This window comes from Aneurinibacillus sp. UBA3580 (genome assembly GCF_002375825.1).
Taxonomy (GTDB): domain Bacteria; phylum Bacillota; class Bacilli; order Aneurinibacillales; family Aneurinibacillaceae; genus Aneurinibacillus; species Aneurinibacillus danicus.
The window spans coordinates 1-3,099 of record NZ_DFMZ01000061.1 but is presented as its reverse complement, the minus strand read 5'-3'; the positions used below and the strand labels follow the sequence as shown (position 1 = coordinate 3,099).

4 protein-coding genes are annotated in these 3,099 nt (G+C 47.4%); 3 read left to right on the top strand and 1 reads right to left on the bottom strand.

Going from position 1 to position 3,099, the window contains the following annotated elements; all coding sequences use genetic code 11:
* Positions 1-392 (top strand): M14 family zinc carboxypeptidase (locus tag B2899_RS09890; protein WP_286885464.1); only part of this gene is annotated, 392 nt, incomplete at its 5' end.
* Here B2899_RS09890 and B2899_RS09885 read toward each other — a convergent pair.
* The gene (locus B2899_RS09885) at positions 389-1,153 is read right to left on the bottom strand and encodes a TSUP family transporter (RefSeq protein WP_146809898.1); all 765 of its coding nucleotides are present in this window, start codon (positions 1,151-1,153) and stop codon (positions 389-391) included. The genes B2899_RS09890 and B2899_RS09885 overlap by 4 nt on opposite strands.
* Before the next feature lie 235 nt (positions 1,154-1,388).
* On the opposite strand from B2899_RS09885, the gene B2899_RS09880 reads away from it, so the two are divergent.
* Both B2899_RS09880 and B2899_RS09875 read left to right on the top strand, forming a co-directional pair.
* The gene (locus B2899_RS09880) at positions 1,389-2,669 is read left to right on the top strand and encodes an SLC13 family permease (protein ID WP_146809897.1); all 1,281 of its coding nucleotides are present in this window, start codon (positions 1,389-1,391) and stop codon (positions 2,667-2,669) included.
* Positions 2,670-2,867: 198 nt separating this feature from the next.
* Positions 2,868-3,099: nitroreductase family protein (locus B2899_RS09875; protein ID WP_286885462.1), on the top strand; the 232-nt coding region annotated here is incomplete at its 3' end.

The following is a 3,099-nucleotide window of genomic DNA, read 5'->3' as shown; positions in this document are numbered from 1 at the left end:
CCCGCCATTATGGCGGCCGGCATCCGTTGTCTGAGCCGGAAGCGCAGGCGGTTTACGAATTTACAAACGAGCGGAATTTTCTTGGAGTACTGGCGTACCATGCACAAGGACAGGAAATTTTCTGGGGTTTTCAACATATGGAGCCCAAGGGCAGCGAGGAAATTGTCCGCAGGATGCAGACGGTAAGTACGTATACACCCATACATACGGCGGACAGTTTCGCAGGCTATAAAGATTGGTTCATTCAGCAGTACCGCCGTCCTGGGTATACGATTGAAGTGGGGATAGGCGTCAATCCGGTACCGCTCGCACAGTTTGATATGATTTATAATCAGAATCAGCCTATTCTGCTGGAAGCTCCGTTATTATTTGAGCAGTACGTGCATTTTTAGTGCAGCATATCCCAGAGCTGTTTGCCGATCAACAGGGCGGTCACGCTGATAAACAGAGGTTTTACGTAGCTGGCCCCTTTGCGGATGGCGATCCGTGAACCGAGGATAGCGCCCGCGATCATGGCGATGCCCATTAGGATGCCGTATTCATAATTCACCGATCCGAGAGCTGCAAACATAGCCAGCCCGGCGATATTACTTGCGAAATTAAGCACTTTCGCATTGCCCGCCGATCCGACGAAATCAAATCCCATCAGCAAAAAAGCGAATAAAAGGAACGAGCCTGTGCCGGGTCCGAAAAATCCGTCATAAAACCCGATAACAAGCGCTGTCATAACCGCGAAGAACACAATACGCTTGGTTACGCCTTTGTAGGTAGACTCGCTGCCCCAATTTTTCTTTATGAGTGTATAAATCGTCACCAGAATTAACAGAACGACAACGAGCGGCTTAAGGAATTCGGGTGGAATCTTCGTTACCGTATATGCGCCCGCCGCAGATCCGATAAGCGAAAGCGGGAACAGCCACGCTACCATTCGGACATTCACTTTGCCCGAACGGATAAATGAAATTGTGCTCGTGCACGAAGACATCGTGCTTGCCAGCTTGTTGGTTCCGAGCACGACCGTAGACGGAAGCCCCGTTAACAGCAGCGCCGGAATCGAAATCAAGCCTCCGCCGCCGACGACCGAATCGATAAATGATGCGAGAAAGCCGGCCGCCATAAGAAACAGCAGCATCTCTATACTGATTTGCTCCATACTATCCCTCCGACAATGATAAAAAATAAAAGCCTATTTTTTACTATACTATAATTTGCGAACAAAATATGAAAAAAGATTCGGCCGAGAACATTCGTTAGATAATATAGACTGTTCTTTTTTTTTGCAATCATAACGCTTTTGTAAAATAAACGCATTTATTCCGGGCTTTATATAGAGTATAATAAGTACCTGGTTATAATTTAAGGTTTTCATCGGGGTTTAGGAGGGACATATGGAACAGCAAGCGATTTACGCCATCGTTATTTTCTTACTTACGTATGCGCTCATCATCTCGGAAAAAATCCACCGTACCGTTGTGGCAATGCTCGGTGCGGCGCTGATGATTGTATTCGGAATTGTCGATCAGGAAACGGCCCTGCATCATGTCGACTTCAATACGCTGGGACTGCTGACAGGCATGATGATCATTGTAACGATTACTGCGCAGACCGGCCTTTTTAAGTATATAGCGATTTGGGCGGCCAAGAAAGCAAAGGGGGATCCGGTGCGCATTCTTGTAGCGCTAGGACTCATTACCGCTACGGCGTCCGCTTTCCTTGACAATGTTACAACGGTTCTCTTGATGGTACCGGTAACATTCAGTATTACGCGCCAATTGCGTGTATCGCCCCTGCCGTATTTGCTGACGCAGGTATTTACGTCCAATATCGGAGGTACGGCTACATTAATTGGTGATCCGCCGAACATTATGATTGGAAGCGCAGTCAAAGAATTAACGTTCGCCGCTTTTATTATTAATCTTACACCGGTTGTCATTGTTATTTTGCTGGTTACCGTTGGCATTCTCGCCGTCTGGTACCGCAAGCAGTTAAAGACGACACCGGAACTGAAGCAAGAATTGATGCATATGAGTGCGGAAGACGAACTTTCCGACCCGACGTTGTTGAAGAAGTGTCTGGTAATTTTGGCGCTGACCATTGGTGGGTTCTTCGCCCATCAGGCGTTGCATATTGAGTCGGCGACCGTGGCGCTGACGGGGGCTTTCCTGCTGTTGCTTATTACAGGTGAGCATTATCTTGAAGAAGCGTTGACCCGCGTGGAGTGGACAACAATCTTTTTCTTTGTCGGTTTGTTCGTGCTGGTATCAGGATTGGTGGAAACGGGCGTTATCGCCAAGCTTGCGCAACAGGCTATTGAGTTGACGGACGGCGATGTAACAGCAACAGCCATGTTAATCCTTTGGATGAGCGCTATCGCGTCTGCGTTTGTTGATAATATTCCGTTCGTTGCGACGATGATTCCGATGATTCAGGAGATGGGCAAGATCGGCATTTCTGACTTAGAACCGCTCTGGTGGTCCCTGGCGCTTGGCGCATGTCTGGGCGGTAACGGTACGCTAATCGGTGCAAGCGCGAATGTCATCGTGGCAGGGATGGCGGCGAAAGAAGGTCATCATATTTCGTTTGTTACATTTATGATGGTGGGCTTTCCGCTGATGATTTTGTCCATTATCATTTCGACGGTTTATGTTTACCTGCGTTATCTAATGTAGAACCAAAAGTGGAAGGATTGGCAGTTTTATGAATAGAATTTTATCTAATATGGAATGGGTATAATAGGGACGGCGCCTGCGAAAGAGTTTGCAGGCGCCATTTTTAATCGGTTACAAAAAGTTCGCACCTTGACTAATGTAAGTTGTGTTATTTAGTATGGTTTTATACATTGCAAGAGGAAAGGAAGGCGAGGCAGTATGAATGACGTACTAAAAGTGATGACCAATCATCGTTCCATTCGTAGCTATACAAACGAACCGGTGAACGATGAACAGTTGAACGCCATTATGGATGCAGTGCAGGCTGCGCCCACTTCCATTAACGGACAGCATGTAACGGTCATCTGCGTGAAAGACCCGGTTAAGAAAAAGAAGATTGCCGAATTGGTCGGCAATCAGGCGTGGGTTGATCAGGCGCCTGTATTCCTGC